17 protein-coding genes are annotated in these 16917 nt (G+C 71.6%); 8 read left to right on the plus strand and 9 right to left on the minus strand.

Going from position 1 to position 16917, the window contains the following annotated elements:
- On the minus strand, nt 1-191 hold a 191-nt coding region (locus VFW24_05455; protein HEX5266199.1), incomplete at its 3' end, for a hypothetical protein.
- Nucleotides 192-245: 54 nt separating this feature from the next.
- Nucleotides 246-1166, minus strand: coding sequence for a glycosyltransferase family 2 protein (locus VFW24_05460; protein HEX5266200.1), 921 nt, complete (start codon nt 1164-1166; stop codon nt 246-248).
- Between VFW24_05460 and VFW24_05465 the strand changes: the two genes are divergently transcribed.
- Entirely contained in the window at nt 1144-2184 is a 1041-nt protein-coding gene (locus tag VFW24_05465) for a glycosyltransferase family 1 protein (GenBank protein ID HEX5266201.1), read from the plus strand. The genes VFW24_05460 and VFW24_05465 overlap by 23 nt on opposite strands.
- 27 nt (nt 2185-2211) lie before the next feature.
- Here the strand turns inward: VFW24_05465 and VFW24_05470 are convergent, their stop codons facing one another.
- Both VFW24_05470 and VFW24_05475 read right to left on the minus strand, forming a co-directional pair.
- Nucleotides 2212-3279, minus strand: a complete 1068-nt coding sequence (locus VFW24_05470; protein HEX5266202.1) for a glycosyltransferase family 1 protein — start codon at nt 3277-3279, stop codon at nt 2212-2214.
- Nucleotides 3276-4217 carry a glycosyltransferase family A protein gene (locus VFW24_05475; GenBank protein HEX5266203.1) on the minus strand — a complete coding sequence of 314 codons (942 nt, stop codon included), beginning with the start codon at nt 4215-4217 and terminating at the stop codon, nt 3276-3278. Before VFW24_05475 ends, VFW24_05470 begins: the two co-directional genes overlap by 4 nt.
- 163 nt (nt 4218-4380) lie before the next feature.
- Here VFW24_05475 and VFW24_05480 point away from each other — a divergent pair, with 163 nt between their 5' ends.
- Together VFW24_05480 and VFW24_05485 are read left to right on the plus strand one after the other, a co-directional pair.
- Nucleotides 4381-5064 (plus strand): hypothetical protein, encoded by a 684-nt coding sequence (locus VFW24_05480; protein HEX5266204.1) that lies wholly within the window; start codon nt 4381-4383, stop codon nt 5062-5064.
- A gap of 18 nt (nt 5065-5082) precedes the next feature.
- Nucleotides 5083-6930, plus strand: a complete 1848-nt coding sequence (locus VFW24_05485; protein ID HEX5266205.1) for a hypothetical protein — start codon at nt 5083-5085, stop codon at nt 6928-6930.
- Here VFW24_05485 and VFW24_05490 read toward each other — a convergent pair.
- Nucleotides 6927-7832 (minus strand): glycosyltransferase, encoded by a 906-nt coding sequence (locus VFW24_05490; protein HEX5266206.1) that lies wholly within the window; start codon nt 7830-7832, stop codon nt 6927-6929. The genes VFW24_05485 and VFW24_05490 overlap by 4 nt on opposite strands.
- Between VFW24_05490 and VFW24_05495 the strand changes: the two genes are divergently transcribed.
- Together VFW24_05495 and VFW24_05500 are read left to right on the plus strand one after the other, a co-directional pair.
- Nucleotides 7827-8915, plus strand: coding sequence for a glycosyltransferase (locus VFW24_05495; GenBank protein ID HEX5266207.1), 1089 nt, complete (start codon nt 7827-7829; stop codon nt 8913-8915). The genes VFW24_05490 and VFW24_05495 overlap by 6 nt on opposite strands.
- Nucleotides 8915-9988 carry a glycosyltransferase gene (locus VFW24_05500; GenBank protein HEX5266208.1) on the plus strand — a complete coding sequence of 358 codons (1074 nt, stop codon included), beginning with the start codon at nt 8915-8917 and terminating at the stop codon, nt 9986-9988. The genes VFW24_05495 and VFW24_05500 overlap by 1 nt, the downstream gene beginning before the upstream one ends.
- On the opposite strand, the gene VFW24_05505 is transcribed toward VFW24_05500, so the two are convergent.
- The 3 genes from VFW24_05505 to VFW24_05515 form a co-directional block, all read right to left on the minus strand.
- A complete protein-coding gene (locus VFW24_05505) occupies nt 9985-10713 on the minus strand; it encodes an acyltransferase (protein HEX5266209.1) in 729 nt (242 codons plus the stop codon). The two genes, VFW24_05500 and VFW24_05505, sit on opposite strands and share 4 nt — an antisense overlap.
- A gap of 5 nt (nt 10714-10718) precedes the next feature.
- Complete coding sequence (locus VFW24_05510; protein HEX5266210.1) at nt 10719-11741, minus strand: glycosyltransferase; 1023 nt, start codon at nt 11739-11741, stop codon at nt 10719-10721.
- A gap of 89 nt (nt 11742-11830) precedes the next feature.
- Nucleotides 11831-12448 (minus strand): acyltransferase, encoded by a 618-nt coding sequence (locus VFW24_05515; GenBank protein HEX5266211.1) that lies wholly within the window; start codon nt 12446-12448, stop codon nt 11831-11833.
- An 82-nt stretch (nt 12449-12530) separates the two neighbouring features.
- On the opposite strand from VFW24_05515, the gene VFW24_05520 reads away from it, so the two are divergent.
- On the plus strand, nt 12531-13658 hold the full coding sequence (locus tag VFW24_05520) for a glycosyltransferase family 4 protein (protein HEX5266212.1): 1128 nt from the start codon (nt 12531-12533) through the stop codon (nt 13656-13658).
- A 19-nt stretch (nt 13659-13677) separates the two neighbouring features.
- Here the strand turns inward: VFW24_05520 and VFW24_05525 are convergent, their stop codons facing one another.
- Entirely contained in the window at nt 13678-14931 is a 1254-nt protein-coding gene (locus tag VFW24_05525) for a glycosyltransferase family 4 protein (GenBank protein HEX5266213.1), read from the minus strand.
- A 223-nt stretch (nt 14932-15154) separates the two neighbouring features.
- Between VFW24_05525 and VFW24_05530 the strand changes: the two genes are divergently transcribed.
- Together VFW24_05530 and VFW24_05535 are read left to right on the plus strand one after the other, a co-directional pair.
- Nucleotides 15155-16009, plus strand: coding sequence for an ABC transporter permease (locus VFW24_05530; protein ID HEX5266214.1), 855 nt, complete (start codon nt 15155-15157; stop codon nt 16007-16009).
- The coding region (locus VFW24_05535) for an ABC transporter ATP-binding protein (protein HEX5266215.1) at nt 16006-16917 on the plus strand (912 nt) is incomplete at its 3' end. The genes VFW24_05530 and VFW24_05535, both read left to right, overlap by 4 nt.

Raw genomic sequence — 16917 nt, forward strand, 5'->3', positions numbered from 1 at the left:
GCCATGCCGACGACGGGCTTGTTGAGCCGCATGGCCCCCGTCGATCCGTGGAAGGTGGCGTCACCGAAGCTGAAGATGCCCCCGTCCGAGGCCACCAGCCAGTAGCCCCGGCCGTCGGGCTGGGCGTGCGCCGCGGTGCGCCCGCCCACCATCGTCCCGATCAGGACGGCGCCCACCAGGGCGCCGACCATCCACCTCCTGCTCCTTCTAGCCACGTGACCCCCAGTTGTCACAGAGAGAGCTGCCTAAGGCCGGCTTCGTACCTCTTGGCCGGCGCGGGACCTGCACGGAGCGCGCAGACCGTTCTTCCTGACAAAGCGGAACATGCTCCGGTAGTGCCAGATGGTTGCCCGGGTGACGAACTTCTTGCGCGTCAGTTCTCCGAGATCGTGCTCGACGGCCACGCTGGTCACCTGAACGACCTCCCGGCCGGACTTCCACACCCGCCAGCACAGGTCGATGTCCTCGCAGTACAGGCGGTACGACTCGTCCATGGCGCCCAACGACCGGTACATGTCCGCCCGCACCACGAATGCCGCCCCCAGCAGCCAGTCAACGGGCCGGAGCACGACCGGACCACTCGAGGCGTACTCGTCGCGGAGGTCGACCATCAGGTGGCGCCGCTCGTGGCGGGAGTCCCGGAGGAGCCAGCGGACCGGAGTACGCCGGACGATGGTGGCGGAAACGGTCGGGAACCGGCGGGCCGACGGTTGCGGGCTGCCGTCGGGATACACGAGACACGGCCCGGCCAGGCCGATCGAGTCGTCCGAATCGAGGGCGGCCAGCAGGGCGTCGATGGTCCCGTCGGCGACCCGGGCGTCGGGATTGAGGAAGAAGAGGGTCTGACCCGTCGCCACGCTGGCGCCGTGGTTGCAGTTGGCGGCGAAGCCCCGGCGCCCGGGGGCCACCACCAAGCGCGCCTCGGGGAACTCTGACGCGACTATCTCTGCCGTCCCGTCGGTCGACGCGTTGTCGACGACGATGACCTCCTGATCGACGGCGGCCGGGTGCCGGCGCAGGCTGGCCAGACAGGAGCGGATGTACCCGGCCGACTGATGCGTGACCACGATGACGCTGACCGACTGTGTCCGGGCCGTCGCCTTCGGGGCGTGACCCGCCAGGTCGGCTGGCAGGATGGCGACAGTGGCACCGAGAGTCGTACTCAACGCCCTAGCCCTCCAGCCGGAAGGAAGCGGCGTTCAGACCTATGCGCGCGAGCTGCTGCGGGCCCTCGTGCCGCAGGTGCGCGCCGAGCTCGTGGCGCGGGTGCGTCCCGACGCCGCCCACGAGCTGCCTCCGGAGATCCGGCCCGAGCTCCGCCCCCCTCGTCACGGCGTCCGGTACCTGCTGGAGGGAGCCAGGAGCCTGGGTCCGGCCGACCTGGTCCACGGGCTCGACGTGCACGTCCCGGCCCGCCCGCAGGCGCCCAGCGTGGCCACGATCCACGACCTGGCGGTGTTCGACGTCCCGTGGGCCTTCGCACGGGGATGGGTCGTGGGGAACCGGGCGGTGGCGCGTCATGCCATCCACCGGGCCGACGTCCTCATCGCTGTGTCCGCATTTACCGCCGATCGCATCGCCGCGAGATTTCGGCGCCAGGCCGTGGTTTCCCTGCTGGCCCCCGGCCCCCGCTTCAGGCCACCCCCGGCGGAGGCGGTGGACGCCGTGAGGCGGCGGTTCGCCCTGCCCGAGCGATTTGCCCTCCATGTCGGGACCCTGGAGCCCAGGAAGGACGTCGCCACCCTGGCCGCGGCCTGCGCCCGGGTGGGGCTGCCCCTGGTCCTGGCCGGCCGGATCGGCCGCCTCCCCCCGCCGGCGCCCGCCATCACCCTCGGCTACGTGGCCGGCAGCGACCTGCCGGCGCTGTACGGAGCGGCCACGCTCGTGGCCTACCCCTCCCTCTACGAGGGGTTCGGCCTGCCCCCGCTGGAGGCGATGGCCTGCGGGGCGGCGGTGGTCGCCTACCGGATCCCGGCCCTGGAGGAGAACCTGGCCGGGGCGGCCGTCCTCACCCCGCCGCGGGACGAAGCGGCCCTGGCCGCGGCCATCTCGTCCCTGGTGGCCGACGAAGCGCTCAGGTCGGAGATGGCGGCGGCGGGGCGGGAGCGGGCCGGGGCCTATTCGTGGTCCGCCACCGCCGCCGTGACCGCGGGCGTGTACCGGGGCCTGGGGGTGCCCTGCTGACCAGGGGGCTGACCAACCAGGAGGGCCTCAGCCCAGGACCGACCGGTACCCCTCCAGGACCCGCCCGACCACCTCGGCCCAGTTGAACCGGGCCGCCCGTTCCAGACCCTGGGCGACGAGGGCGGGGGCATCCGCCAGAGCCGTGCGGATGCCGTCGGCCAGGGCTCCCGGGTCCCGGGGCGGCACCAGGACGGCGGCGGTGCCGGCCACCTCGGGGATGGACCCGGCGGTCGTCGAGACCACCGGCACGCCCGACGCCATCGCCTCGACGACCGGCAGGCCGAAGCCCTCGTAGCGGGTCGGCAGGACGACACAGCGCGCCCCCCGGTAGAGAGACGCCAGCTCGTCGTCGTCCACGTGGCCCTTGATCTCCACCCGGCGGCGGATGCCGCTCCTGTCGACGAACGACTCCACCTCGGCCCGGAGTCCCCTGTCGGGCCCGACCATGACCAGGTGCAGATCGTCCTCGCCGAGGCGGACGAACGCCTCGAGGGCCGCCAACGGATCCTTCCGGGGGCGGAGGGCGCCGACGAAGAGAAGGTAGGGCGGGCGGGCGGGCCGGGGGCCTCGCGGCGTGAACCGGTCGGACACGCCGTTGAGCGTCACCACGATCTTCTCCGGTGGGACCCCGTAGCGGCTCACGATGTCACTTTTGGTCCACTCCGAGACGGTGAACACCAGCTCGGAACGACGGATGGACGGCGGGACCAGCCGGCGCAGCGCCCACCCGTCGAAGCGGTCCTCGAGCTCGGGGAGGAGCTCGTAGGACAGATCGTGGACCGTGACGACCGAACGACCCCGGTACAACGGCGGCACCACGTACTGGAAGTGGGCGAGGCGGGGCCGGATGCGTCCCAGGAGGCGGGGGAGCTGCCAGATCATCCGGGTGAGCTGGTGGACCGGGTCGAGCTGGTAGGCCGTCACCCCTTCCGGGACCATTGCGGGCCAGCGGGTGACGGCGCCGACGGTCAGTCCCGGGTCCCCGTCCGCCAGTCCGACCAGGAGCTGGTGGACGTGGGTCTCGTCACCGGTCCGTTGGCGTCCGAGGACGTCCGCGTCGATGACCACGTCCGGGGGCGCGACCACGTCGCTCATGTCGATCGCACCCGAAGCCGCCCTCCCGGGCCGATCAGGCGGGCCATGGCCCGGGCCACCAGCCCGGGGTCGCGGCGCAGCTCCCCGAGCTGCTCGGCGGTCTGCTCGCACACCAGGAGGCCGGACACGCCCAGGGAGCGGGTGAACATCGACCGCGCCACCGCGGCGGCGTGCCTCCACCCCTCCCCCGACAGCATCTTCAGATGGGCCCGCAGGTACACCCTGCACTCCGGGGGGAGCGTGGGGCCGTGCTTGGCGATGAAGACCTCCAGGCCCCGCTGCTCCGACTCGGGTCGGGACAGGCCTCCGTGGCGCACGTGGCGCACGAGCGGCTCCTGCACCACCCCGAAGCGCGCTCGACGTCCACACCGCAGCCAGAGATCCCAGTCCTCCACGCTCGGGAAGCTCTCGTCGAGGCGGAGCTCACCGTCGACCAGGTCGCGACGGGCCATGACGAACGAGAAGCTGCCCGGAAAGTTCATCCACTGGACCTGCTCGGCGGTGAAGGCGTTCGGACCGCGGTACAGCACGCCGCCACCCGGGTCACCCGACGACAGCTCGTAGTCGCACGAGACCAGACCCACGTCGGGGTGGGAGTCCAGGTAGTCGACCTGTCGGGCCAGCTTGGTCGGCAGCCAGAGATCGTCGTCGTCCAGGAACGCCACCAGCTCTCCCGACGCCCGCTCCAGGCCGATGTTGCGGGCGCGCGCCGCCCCACTGCGACGCTCCAGGCGGGTGAGGACCACGCGGGGGTCTCCGCCGGCCACCCTCTCGACCACCTCGGCGACGTCGGGCTCGGAGGCGTCGTCCACGACCACGACCTCCAGGCTCCGGTAGGTCTGCTCGAGGACGGAGCGGAGGGCGGATCCCAGGGCGTCGGGCCGGTTTCTCGTCGGCAGCACCACCGAGACCAGAGATCCGGATGCCCTCGACCTCACTCCGGTATCGCTCCTCAACTGGCCGGCCTGCGAGTGTAGTGGTGGCCCCGCCGCCGGCCGGCCGAGCCGACCCGTTGATTTCACGCGGAGAACTCCCGACGCCATACTTTGGGCTGCTCTGCGCCGGCCGGCGCGCGCGCCACTTCCCGAGGACGATCGACCCATGGACACGAGCGAGGACCCCCCGGTTCGCCCGGTGAAGCCCGGGCCCCGGGTTCTGTCCCTCTCCCTGTTCTGGGAACGCCTGGCGCAACCGCTCCTGATCAGCGTCATGGTGGCGATCGCTGTCGCGATCGTCGCCGGCGGGGGCGCCGCTGCCGTCGCCCACACCAGACCGGCCACCTACCGCAGCCAGGCGATCCTGCTCATGGACCAGCCCGTTGCCATCGCGGCCAGCGGCAACGAAGGCGTCATAGTGAAGCTGTCGGACCTCCGTCAGAAGTACGTGGCGCTGGCGGGGACGGCGCCGATCGTGACCGACGCGGCCGGCCTGGCGGCCCTGCCCGTATCCACCGTGGTTTCCGACGAGCAGGTGACGGCGGGCCAGAACTCGCTCACCCTGCAGGTTGCCGGACAGTCCGGCAACCCCGTCGTCGCCCGCAAGGTGGCGGGAGCCATGGCCCAGGCCATCGGTCGCTACGTCCAGGCCGAGCAGTCCCAGATCAACGTGGCCGCCGAGGACAAGCTGGAGATAAGGATCATCCAGCCGGCCGGGGGCGGGGTGAAGATCGGTCCCAGCTCGAGCCGGGTGGCGGCGATCGGCGCCGTGACGGCCATCCTCGCCTGGCTCATCTCCTACAGCATCGCCCAGATGGTGCTGACCAGGCGCCTCTGGCGTACGGGCTGAGCCGAACACCACCCCGCCATGCCCGCCCTCGGCACACTGGCCGTGGTCGTTCTCGCCTGCGCGGTCGCGTTCCGTGCCCGCCTGAAGGTCGCGCTGGTCACCGTCCTGGCCGTCGCGTTCCTGGTTCCCGACACGCTCATCGTGCCCCGCCAGTTCATCGGCACCTCCCAGGTGCCCGTGATCCGGGCGGTGATCGTGTTCTTCGCCCTCGGCATGGTGCGCCGCCTGGCCCGCCGGGAGATGGACTTCAGGGACTTCCGGCCCCGCCGGATGCACCTCGTCCTGATGGCCTTCGTCGTGGTCGGCTTCGTCGACGGGGTGGCCCTGGGCTCCCCCACCATCGGGCTCGAAGCCTCGCTGCACGACTGGTCAATCTGGGTGGACCAGCTGGTGTTCTTCTGGTCGGTGCTCGGAGCCATCAGGGCCATCGACGACGATCTGTGGGTCGGCAAGGCCCTCGGCTTCGTCCTCGTCGCGACGGCCGCCATCGCCATCGGCGAGCACTTCGACCACTCCAGCTATGCACGCTGGTGGTTCAAGGGGGAGCCGACCCTGATCGACTCCGGAGGCGCCATACCCCTCGAGCTCCGGGGAGGAGGCGTCCGGGTCCGGGCCGCAGATTCCTTTGCCCTGTCCTTCGGCTGGGTGAGCGCCATCCTCTTTCCCGTCCTGCTGGCGGTGGTCCCGTTCGTCCGGTCCCACTGGCGGCCCCTCCTGCGCATCGCGCCCGGCGCCGTCGTGGTGGCCATCCTGTGGTCACAGTCCCGCACCCCGCTCGTCGGGCTGGCCGGGGGCGTGGTGGCCCTCCTCGTCGTGTCCCGCTTCCACCCGCGGTTGACCCCGTACCTGCTAGTCCTGATCGTCCTGGGCTGCGTCGCCGGGCTGTTGACGACGGTGGTGACGCACCCGTTCTCCGCCGGGGCCGAGCAGTCCGGCTCGGTGGCGGTGCGGGTGGCCCGCCTTCCGCTGATCATGGGCGCGACAGCAGCGAGGCCGTACGTCGGGGTGGGCTGGACCGGCCTGCGGACGGTGGGGGTCAACGGGACCGACTCGTCCTACCTGACGATCTACGGCACCCTCGGCATCATCGGGTCCGTCGCCTTCCTGGTCATGCTGGCCACCGCCCTGTTCAGCACGGCCGGAAGCGTCCGGGCCCCCTCCGGGGCCGGAAGGGTGATCGGAGCGGCGGCGGTGGCCGGGGTGCTCACGTCGCTGGTGGCCCCGATCGGATACGACATGTTCACCCAGGAGGCGTCCACCCTGGCGCTGTGGATGATGGTGGCGCTCGGCATCGCCGTCGGGGAACGGGCCCGTACCCCACCACCGACCCAGCCGTACGTGGGTCGGTGGCTGCTGCGGGTCGGGGCCCCGGTCGTGGGGCTGGCCACCGGTGTGCTGTTGTCCGCGTTCGCGCCGTCCCACGCCACTGCGGCCTACAAGTTCGAGTCGCTGCCCCTGAGCCGGCTCCCCGCCAACGGCGTCAACCTCGGATTCGTCGGCGAGCTGCTGACCAACTCGGTATGCGACTCCCTCTCGGCCCAGCCGGTGCCGCCGGGCGCCAAGGTCTTCTGTCGGGACGACGAGCCCGCCCTGGGAACCGGGGAGGTCGAGGTCACCAGCCCGACCGCGGCCGAGACCCAGGCGGTGGTCCGGGCAAGCGTCACGAGCGGGAACATCGTCCCCGGCTTCACCGTCCATGCTGTGCCTGGCATCCAGATCGGCAAGCCCACCGGCTTCCGCACCGCGCCGGTGGCGGGACTCCTCATCGGCTTCGCCGTTTCCCTGCTCGTCCCGCCCTTCCGGCGCAAGGAGGGGCCGTGGCGGCGGTGGCGTCTCGTCTGGCCCGCTCCCGCAGCCGGGCTCTAGGAGCGGAAACGGTCACCTTCGAGTGGCAGCAACGCCCCCGGTACCGCTCCGATCGTCACTCCGGCCGTCCAGGCCAGGCTGTCGACCATGCCCTGCTTGTGCCGCCGGCGGGCAGCCCGGCCGACCGCCCTCACCCCGTGCAGCCAGGCCCGATCGATGAGCATCCGCCGCCCGATGTCGCCGTCGAGGCGGGCCACCTTGGCGGCGAAGGCCCCGGCGCCGAGGCCGTACCCGAAGTTGGTTCGCGCCGTCTGGAGGCGCCCGCGCCACTGGACGTGGGTCACCGTCACCGACGGCTCGTACACGCCGACCCATCCCCGGCGGAGCAGCCGCCAGAACACGTCCTTGTCCTCGGCGCCCCGCAGGCGGACCCCCGCCCCGAGCCGCTCGTCGAAGCCCCCCGCCGCGCCGAGGGCCTGTCTCCGGAACGCCATGCTGGCACCGTGCCCGATGTCGTGGGGATCCTGGTTGCCGACGAAACGGCGCCGCTCCTGGCTGCCCTCGGCCGACACGGTCGGGCCCTCCGACCGGTCCGGCAGCACCCGTCCGGAGACGAAGCCCACCGCCGGATCCTGGAAAGCCGCGGCGATGGCTGAGGTCCAGTCGGGCAGCACGCGGCAGTCGTCATCGGTGAAGGCGACGATCGGAGCGGCGGTGCTCCGCGCCCCGGCGTTGCGCGCCCGTGACGCCCCCGGTTCGTCGCACCGGACCACCTCGAAGCCGGCAGCACGCGCCACTGCGGCCGTGGTCGGGGCCGTCGACGCCGAGTCGACCACCACCGCCTCGTCACCCGGCCGCAGGGCCTGCCGAAGCGCGGTGAGCGCCCCTTCGAGCATGGCCGGCCGGTCGCGCGTGCAGACCACCACCGCAACGGGCACGGACTCCGGGGTCACTGCGTGCACCTGGGCATCGTAAGCCGGCATCTCCCGGACCCCGACGGGACGTCGTCGGGCCGGATCCTCTGGGCTCTGTGCCGGGGCCTGCTCCAGGACGGTCACCGGGTGGACGTCTGCTCATGGTGGCCGGAGCCTCCCGTGCGGGAGCTCCCCGATTGGTGCCAGTGGCAACCGCTGCCCGCCGAGTCGCGCCTCGGCGCCAAGGTCAGGGGGCTGATCCGGCCCCGGTGGGAGTCCATCCGGCTCGACTGGGAGCCGCCGGCGGGGGCACTGGCCGTGGCGGACGACCCGTTGTCGTTTCCGGCCGTGCGCACGGCCCGTCCGTCCGTCCTGACCCAGCACTACCTCACCCAGCTGGACCGTGATGCCCTCGGCCACTGGCGGCGCAAGGACTACCAGGACCATCGCAGCGAGCGCTGGAACGTCCGGCACGCCGGCATCGTTCTGGCCTACTCGGAGCGGGTGGCGCGCGCCCTGCCGGCGCCGGCCTTCGCGGTTCCGATGGCCTACGAGGCCCCCGAGGAGCCGTTGCCGATCGTGGAGGCCCCCGTGGCGGCGCTCATCGCCAACTGGGACTGGGCTCCCAACCGGCAGGCGCTGGAGTGGCTGCTGCGGTGCTGGCCCGAGGTCCGGCGCCGGGTCCCCGGAGCCAGGCTCATGGTGGCGGGGCGGAACTCCGACCAGATCGCGCCCGGCCCCCTGGCCGGAGTGGAGATGCTCGGGCCGGTGACGGACTCCACCGAGGTCCTGAGCCAGGCTGCCGTCATGCCGTTCCCCTGCCCGGACTCCAGCGGGCCCAAGGTCAAGGTGCTCGAGGCCCTGGCCCTCGGGCTTCCCGTCGTCACGACGGCGGCGGGGGCGGAGGGCCTGGCGGTGGCCGACGGCCGGGACATCGCCCTGGCGCCGGTCGACGACTTCGCCGCGGCGCTGGCGGATCTGCTGCTGGACGTGGAGCGCCGAGCTGCCATGGGTCGTGCGGGCCGCCAGGCGCTCATCGACCATCACGCGCCCCTCCCGGCCGCCCGGGCCCGGATCGCCATCCTGACCCGGGCGCTCGAGCTGCTGGGTGAGCCCGGGGGACGGCGCTGATGAAGGGCCGGACCCCGGCCGTGCTCCAGTTCATCGACACCTGGCTGCGGCCCTCCGAGCAGTTCGTGCACGGCATCGTCTCGCGGCTGCGCCATTCCGGAGTGGTGGTCTCGCGACTGCCCGTGGAGAACGTGGACCGCTTCCCGTTCCAGCCGCTGGTGTCGCTGGACCGGTTCTGCTCTCCCCTGCCGTTCCGCATGAGGCGGCCGGCGGTGACCCTTTCCCTCGCGGCCGTCGCCACGCGCCACCGGGCCCGGCTCATCCACGTCCACCACGGTTACCGGCTCCACGAGGTGATGCAGGCGGGCCGCCTCCTCCGCGCCCCCGTCGTCGTGTCGCTGCACGGCCACGACGTCACCGGCTACGTGGAGGAGCATCCCCGGATCTACGACGGGGTGCTCGACGCGGTCTCGGCCGCCGTCGTCCCCTCACGGTTCCTGGTCGATCTGGCCGTGGCCGCCGGGTGCCGCCCCGATCGGGTCCACGTCATCCCGTCGGGGGTGGACACGGAGTGGTTCACGCCCAGTCCGTTACCGGCCGGTCCCCCGACGGTCCTCTTCGTCGGTCGCTTCGTGGAGAAGAAGGGCATAGACGTCCTGCTGCAGGCCTGGCCGGCGGTGAGAAAGGCTGTGCCCACCGCCCGTCTCCGCCTGCTCGGATACGGCCCGCTGGAGCACCTCCTGGTGGGGGACGGGGTCGAGGTACAGCGGACGCCGACCCACCTCGAGGTCCGCCGGGCCATGGCGGAGGCGACCGTGGTGGTGAGCCCGAGCCGGACCGCCCCTGACGACGCGGTGGAGAGCCTCCTCATCGTCAACCTGGAGGCACAGGCCAGTGGCCGCCCCGTCGTGACGACGCGCCACGGGGCCATCCCCGAGTTCGTCGTGGACGGTGAGACGGCGCTGGTCGTGCCCGAAGCCGATCCGCACCGGCTGGCGGAGGCGCTGACCGCCGTGCTCGTCGACCGGGAGCTGGCGGAGAGACTGGGCCGGGCGGGGCCGGGATGGGCCCGGCGCTTCGACGTGCGGGACTGCGCCGCCCGGATCGACGAGCTCTACGACAGCGTGCTCTAGGCCGGTGCCCGCCCGCCGGGTCCGGTCGCTCCGGTCGGTTCCGGCCCCTCCAGATCGCGCCAGGGCAGGCGCACCGGACGCACGACCTCGGCGGGCACGCCGACGACCAGATGTCCCATCGGTACGGGCCGGGTCACCAGAGAGTTGGCCCCGATTACGGCGTAGTCCCCCACCGTCACGCCGCGCCCGATGGTCACCTTGGCGCCGATCCAGCAGTCGGCTCCGATCACCACCGGAGAGGTGTGGACGTTGTCGACGAACCACTCCTCCGGGGAGGTGTAGTGGTGGGACGAGTCCACGACCGTGGTGAACTCCCCCACACCGGTGCGCCGACCGATTCTCAGGCTGTCGGCGCAGTGTAGGGAGCAGCCGGTCTGCAACACGACCTGGTCCCCCACCTCCAACGTCCCGCCCACCACCAGGGTGATCAGCCGGCGCAGATCGGCGCGTGCCCCGATGACGGCGCGCCCTCCCTCGAGGACCATCCGCACGTCGTCGCCGATGATGGCCTTGTCCCCCACCACCAGGGTGCTACGCGAACCCGGGGCCACGACGACCCGGAGCCGACGGCCCAGACGGGCGCTCGGGGATATCGACACGTCCACCTCACCCCGGTACCAGAGAGCCACCACCCGCAGGCGGGCCAGCAGCCACCGCCGCCTCGCCCGCGAGAGCGCCGAGACGACGGGGTCGATCTCGCGCAGCCGCCAGTAGAGGCGGCTCACCGGGTTCAAAGGACCATGGTGCGAGCCCGGACACTCCCCCGGACCAGTGACACCAGGCTGACGGCGTCTCCCATGGCGAGCTGGGCCAGCCGTACGCCGGGATGGCGCCCGGTCCGGTGGGCCGCCTCGGGCAACGCCAGCCAGACCCACGGCAGGATGCCTAGCATCAGCTTCCCCTTGCGCGCGGTCGCGGCTGCGAGGCCAGCGACCACTGCCAGGTCGAACGCCGCCGTCCGGGGGGCCAGGAAGTACCGGCGCCAGAGGGCCCGTCGGGCCAGGCCGTGCCTCGACACCAGATCCGGGAAGTCCTGTCGCCTCCAGATCTCCCGCAGAAAGTCACCGTAGCCAGCCGGGAAGTGACGGTGCTCGACCACGGCCTCGGGCTCGAAACGCAGCTCCGCCCCACCGGCCATGACCCTCCATCCGAGCTCGGCGTCCTCACCGAAGGGGCGGGCCGCCGACACGCTGGGGGCGTCCCGGCGGTCGATGAACGACCCCGCCTGCTGCAGATCGGTGCGGCGGTAGGCGATGTTGCACGTCTCGAACAACCAGGTCGGCCCCAGCACCCAGAGGCTCCGGGCCCAGGCCCCCGCCCCCTCCTCGTCCCCGCTCCACGGCACCGTCTTTCCCTGCACGACCAGATGCGGCGGCTGGTTCCCGGAGGAGACACGGAACGGCCTGGTCAACGAGCTGAGCCAGGTGGGAGTCGGTACACAGTCATCGTCGGTGAAGACGACCACCGGAGCACGGGACTCCGCCACCCCGACGTCCCGGCCCGTGCCGGCGCCGACGTTGCGCGCCAGCCGGAGGGCCTGCATGGCGATCGGGGTGCGCAGGGCCAGCTCCACCAGGCTGGTCCAGGTCCCGTCACCGGATCCGTCGTCGACGACGGTCACCTCGAACGAACCGGGCGGCAGAGTCTGCATCTCGATGGCGGCGAGAACGTCGGGAAGGAACTGGGACCGTTGGAAGGTCGACATCACGACCGAGACGGCGGGCTCGGCTGCGTCGAAGCTGGCGCTGCGCACCCGGTCTCCGATCAGGTCCGCCGGGGCGGCCCAGCGGGAACCCGCCTGGTCCCGGACGGAGGAGTCTGTCTCAGCCGCCCTGGGCGCGCTCAATCGCACAGCTCCGCCGGCCGGAGCTCGGGGGGGCCGAAGTAATGGATCACCCGGGCGGGAGCGCCCACCGCCAGGCAATAGGCGGGTATCGGCTTGACCACCACGGAGTTGGCCCCGATGATCGACCCCCGCCCGATGCTGTTGACGATGGTGCACTTCGACAGGACCATGACGCCGTCCTCGATGACGATCGGGCGGTAGTCGTAGCCCTGGTCCAATATATGGCGGGTGTGGTCGCGGAACCGATGGTTCCCGTCACCTATGAAGCACGCCTGACCGAAGACGCAGCGCGTTCCTATCTCGATGCTGGTGCTGCACTGCACCAACGCCGAGGCGGTGAAGATGCTGCCGGCACCGATGGCAACTCTTCCCGAACCCGAGATCTCACACGTGAACCCGTCCCGGAACTCACAGCCCCGGCCGACGATGAGTGTGCCGTCGTCGGGAATGTCGACGCGGAACCGGGGTCCCAGACGGACCTGGCGGGGGACCTCGAGTCGGCAGTGGTGATGGGTGGCCAGCACGGCCCGCCGACGCACCTCGGAGGCCACCTCGGGAGCTGCCCGGTACCGCAGCCTCCAAAGAGCGCGGCTCACGGTCGAGCTGGTGGGCATTGCCCGGAATGATACCGGAGCGCGTTGGGACGAAGTCGGGCCCGCGCGCGGTGAACTCGGTGATGCTAGAGATTGACGCGACATGAGTCTGTCCATAGGTCTCGTCCATCCCTACTGCTGGCCCGAGGTCAGGCGAGGGGGAGAGCGCTACGTCGACGAGCTGGCGGGATGGCTGCGAGCCCAGGGGAACCAGGTGGACATCCTCACCGGGACCCACGCCGACAGCAGCGTCGAGGTCCGCGGCGACGGCGCGGTCGTGCGCCGCAGGCGCCACGCGCGGCGCTTCCGGCTGGCCCGGTTCGGAGTGACCGACGTGGAGAGCTTCGGCGCCGCCATCTGGCCGACCCTGGTCCGGCGCCGCTACGACGTGGTCCACGCCATGACCCCGACCGCGGCGCTGGCGGCCCGGGCGGCCGGGCAGCGGACCGTCTACACGGTTCTCGGCCACCCGACGGCGGACCAGCTGGGGGGCCGCCGGTTCGACCCGGGCGTCTTCCGCGCCGCCGTTCGGGCCGCCCACCAGGTGACCGCCCTGAGCCGGGCCTCGGCCGGACAGGTGGCCGCCCTGTTCGGGCGGCCCGCCGCCGTGCTGCCTCCGGGTGTCCACTGCGATCGGTTCCCCCCCGACCTCACGCCCCGGAAACCGCCGGCCCGGATCCTGTTCTCGGCGTCCTACAGCGATCCCCGCAAGGGCCTCGACCGGGCCGTGTTCGGCCTGGCCGAGCTCCTGGGGACCCATCCCGACGCCCGGCTGGTGCTGTCGGGCCAGGGGGACAGCTCCTGGGCGCTGGAGCGCCTCGGGCCGTCCGCCCCGTCCGTGTCCGAGCACGTCGAGGATCTCGGTCCGGGCTCCACCGACGAGGTTCCCGGGCGTTACCGCGACGCCACCCTGACCGTGCTCCCCTCGACTGGCGAGGCCTTCGGGCTGGTGCTGGTGGAGTCGCTGGCGGCCGGTACCCCCGTCGTCTGTACGCGGGACGGGGGCATGCCGGAGATCGTCTCGGACGACGGCGTCGGACGGACCGTCTCCCCCGGTGACATCACCGACCTGGCCCGGGCGCTGGTCGACGTGATCGCCCTGGCCTCCAAGCCCGGCACGCCGGAGCGGTGCTCGCGCCACGCCCGGAAGTGGGACTGGGCGGAGTCCGTCGGCCCGCTTCACCTCGAGCTCTACCAGGGGGTGTTGCGCTCCCGGAGCCGGGCGGCGTAGAGGGGAACGGGGCCGGGGCTCAGCCGGAGGGAACGGGGCGGGAAGGCGGCCTGCCGTCCCGGAAATCGTCCACCGCCGCCCGGTGCCAGGCCTCGAGCACCTCGGCCAGCCGATCGACGCTGAGCTCGGTGGCGGTCCGGAGGCCACCCTCGACCAGGCGGAGTCGGAGGTCCCCGTCGAGCGCCAGACGCGTCGCCGCCGCCGCCAGGGACCCGGCGTCACCGGCCTCGTACACCACGCAGTTGCCCTCGTGGGACAGGAACTCCGCCGAACCCCCGGTCCCGGTGGCCACGACCGGCACGGCGCACGCCATGGCCTCGACGGGCACCAGCCCGAAGGGCTCGTCCCACTCGCTGGGGAAGACGAACACATCCGCCTCTTCGTAGAAGCGGCGCAGCTGGGCCCGGTCCCCGGAGCTGAAGCGGACACGGGAGGAGATCCCCAGCTCGGCCGCCAGCTCCCGGAGCCGGCCGGCGTAGTCCTCGGGTCCCCGGCCGACGACGGAGAGGGTGGCCTCCTGGGGCAGCAGGGGCATGGCGCGCAGGAGGGTCTCGATCCCCTTGCGCGGATCGAGCCGCCCCACGTAGAGCAGGCGCCAGGCCCACGGCCCGGACCCGGGCACGGCCCCGTCGGTCGCCACCGCGAGGGGAAAATCGGCCAGGTCGATGCCGCTGTAGACGACGTCGGAGCAGGGGAAGCGCCACCGGGTCCAGGCCCGGGCCCGTTCCCGGGTGAACTCGCTGACGAAGCAGGCCGGGCCGACCGCGTCGAGATCCGGCGGGCCCGGTGCCGGTCCACCCATCCTCCGCACCACCCGGGCCAGGCGCGGGCGGCCGCGGAACATGCGGCTCCACGCGTCCATGTCGGGGGCGTAGACCGGCCAGTCGTCACATATGACCAGGACCATCGGGATGCGACGCTCGGCCACCGTCGTCAGCAGCCCGAGCGACATCGCCCCCACGTTCCACACCGAGACGACGTCGGGACGGACCCGATCGAGCGCCGCGGCCAGCGCCGCCTGGTTCGACCGCTCCATCCCCCACCGCCTCCAGGGCGGCGGCGTGACCAGGCGGTGATCGTCCCAGTAGAACTGCAGCGACCGGTCGACGTCGGCGTCATCGGGCTGCTGCACCCCGGGAACTCTCATGGTGGTGGTGAGCACGGATGTCCGATGTCCCGCGCCGCGCCAGCGCTGGAGGACGTCCCAGCAGGACAGCTCGTATCCACCCAGGTGATGAGGGGGATACATGTTGGTGAGCGCCAGGACGGACATCCGGCCGCTGGAGGACGCCCCCACGTCCTCCAGCGGGGCCGCGGCCGGCGCGACCCGCTCCGCGGTGAGGGCGCCGCGGACGGTACAGTCTGCGGGTCCTCCACTCATCCCGGATCACCGACCCGGCCCACCGAGACATGATGCCACTCCCTCTGGTCCGAGAAGAGCAAGGGGTTCCCGCCTGCATGCCACTCGTTCGCGTGCCGGGGGCGGGAACACCGTGGTGAGCGCCATCGTCCGGGAGGCGGCCGAACAGCCGTCAGCGGAGGGCTTCGACCTCCAGGGTGAGTCGACCAGCGTGGCCGATCTGGTGCGCCGGACGGTGGGGAGTCGGCGGCTCCTGTTGATGCTGTCCCGCAAGGACTTCTTCGTTCGCTACCGCCGGGCGTCGTTCGGGCTGATGTGGGCGGTCGTGCTGCCTCTGTTCCAGGCCGTGGTCCTGGCTCTCGTGTTCTCCCACATCGCCCGCATCCAAGCCGGGGGCAACTACCCGACGTTCGTGTACAGCGGCATCCTGCCGTGGATCTTCTTCTCCGGCTCGCTCCCGGGCGCGGTGGGATCGATCGTCGACGGGCAGGACATCGCCACCAAGATCTACTTCCCCCGGGTGATCCTGCCGATGGTGACGGTCGGCGCCAATCTCTACGGCTTCGGGCCCGGCCTCGTCATTCTCTTCGGCTTTGCCCTGATCGGCCATGTCCAGTTCGGCCTGAACTGGGTGCTGCTCGTTCCCGCCACCATCCTCATGGTTCTGCTGACCACGTCCCTCTGCGTGGTGCTGGCGGCCCTGCAGGTCTACTTCCGCGACCTCAGGTACGTGGTCGCTGCCGCGCTCACGGCCTGGATATACGTCTCACCGGTGCTCTACCCGATCAAGCTGGCCCCCCACCTGCTGCGCAGCATCATGGAGGTGGTGCCGACGACAGGGATGGTCGAGCTGTTCCGAGCCGCCTCCGTGGGGCCCGATCCCGGCTGGCACACCAGCCTCTACTGCACACTGGGGTGGACCGGAGCCCTGCTGGCCGCCGCCCTCCTCCTATACCAGCGCTTCGACCGGGTCTTCGTGGATCTGCTGTGACCGACACCCAGCTCATCAGGATGGCCGGGGCCGGGAAGCGCTACACCAAGTACCAGGACGCCCCGATGCTGGTCACGCGGCTGGCCGGCCTGCGGGCCAAGACGCGTACCACCAAGCTCTGGGCGGTCCGACCCCTGGACCTCGAGATCGGCGCTGGTGAGTGCGTGGGGGTGGTGGGGAGGAACGGGTCGGGCAAGTCCACCATGCTCCGCATGCTGGCCGGGGTGACCGGACCGACGGTGGGAAGAGTGACGGTCCATGGTCGGATCGCTCCGCTGATATCGGTCGGGGTCGGGTTCCACCGGGAGTTGACGGGACGGGAGAACGTTTACGTCAACGGGACGATCCTCGGCCTCACCCGGACCGAGATCGACCAGCGCCTCGATCGCATCGTCGACTTTGCCGAGGTCGGCGCCTTCATCGACACACCGGTGAAGTTCTACTCGTCCGGCATGTTCGTCCGACTCGGCTTTGCCGTCGCCATCATGGCCGATCCCGCCGTTCTCCTGGTCGACGAGGTCCTGGCGGTCGGGGACCTCGCCTTCCAGATCAAGTGCTTCGAACGGATGAGGGAGATCAAGGATCAGGGTACGACCGTCGTGGTGGTCAGCCACAACCTGAACGCCATCAGGCTCCTCTGCCCGCGGACCGTCGTGCTCCACGACAGCGAGCTCAAGTTCGACGGCGCGACCGAGCCCGCCCTCTCCCTCTACCACCAGTTGCTCGGGGAGGACCGGTCCACCAGCGAGAGATCCGTCGACACCCGGCCCAGCGGCATCGTCACCGACGCCTATTTCGAGCCTCTGGAGCTCCTCGACCCCGACGGCATGGCCACCTCGCATTTCACCTCGGGCCAGGCGGTCAGGATCCGGGTTCCCGTGGTCTTCGAACGGCAGGTGGTGGACCCG

The sequence above is a fragment of the Acidimicrobiales bacterium genome, from assembly GCA_036273495.1.
GTDB lineage: Bacteria > Actinomycetota > Acidimicrobiia > Acidimicrobiales > JAJPHE01 > DASSEU01.

Excerpts from the sequence above, each read along its gene's own strand:
- VFW24_05480 (HEX5266204.1), top strand. The coding sequence starts at position 4,381 with ATGGACACGAGCGAGGACCCCCCGGTTCGCCCGGTGAAGCCCGGGCCC.
- VFW24_05525 (HEX5266213.1), bottom strand. The coding sequence starts at position 14,931 with ATGTCCGTCCTGGCGCTCACCAACATGTATCCCCCTCATCACCTGGGT.
- VFW24_05485 (HEX5266205.1), top strand. The coding sequence starts at position 5,083 with ATGCCCGCCCTCGGCACACTGGCCGTGGTCGTTCTCGCCTGCGCGGTC.
- VFW24_05470 (HEX5266202.1), bottom strand. The coding sequence starts at position 3,279 with ATGAGCGACGTGGTCGCGCCCCCGGACGTGGTCATCGACGCGGACGTC.
- VFW24_05515 (HEX5266211.1), bottom strand. The coding sequence starts at position 12,448 with ATGCCCACCAGCTCGACCGTGAGCCGCGCTCTTTGGAGGCTGCGGTAC.
- VFW24_05500 (HEX5266208.1), top strand. The coding sequence starts at position 8,915 with ATGAAGGGCCGGACCCCGGCCGTGCTCCAGTTCATCGACACCTGGCTG.
- VFW24_05520 (HEX5266212.1), top strand. The coding sequence starts at position 12,531 with ATGAGTCTGTCCATAGGTCTCGTCCATCCCTACTGCTGGCCCGAGGTC.